The sequence below is a fragment of the Aliivibrio sp. S2TY2 genome, from assembly GCF_028765525.1.
Classification (GTDB): domain Bacteria; phylum Pseudomonadota; class Gammaproteobacteria; order Enterobacterales; family Vibrionaceae; genus Aliivibrio; species Aliivibrio finisterrensis_A.
The window spans coordinates 1-218 of the sequence record NZ_JARACS010000056.1 but is presented as its reverse complement, the minus strand read 5'-3'; the positions used below and the strand labels follow the sequence as shown (position 1 = coordinate 218).

General features: G+C 43.6%; 1 protein-coding gene. It reads right to left on the bottom strand.

What is annotated here, in order from left to right:
* On the bottom strand, positions 1–218 hold a 218-nt coding region (locus PVK63_RS19980), incomplete at both ends, for an Hsp70 family protein (protein ID WP_274440992.1).

Genomic DNA, 218 nt, shown 5'->3' with positions numbered 1-218 from the left:
GGAAGTGCATCGCCTGCTTCTTCGATTTGTTTCTTCGTACCGTGGATCATTTGATCCGCTTGGTTACGTGCTGTTACTAACTCTTCGAACTTTTTGTCCGCGTCTTTGTTTGCTTCAGCTTCTTGTACCATTGCTTCGATTTCTTCGTCTGTTAGACCACCTGAAGCTTGGATTGTGATCTTCTGCTCTTTACCAGTCGATTTATCTTTTGCAGATAC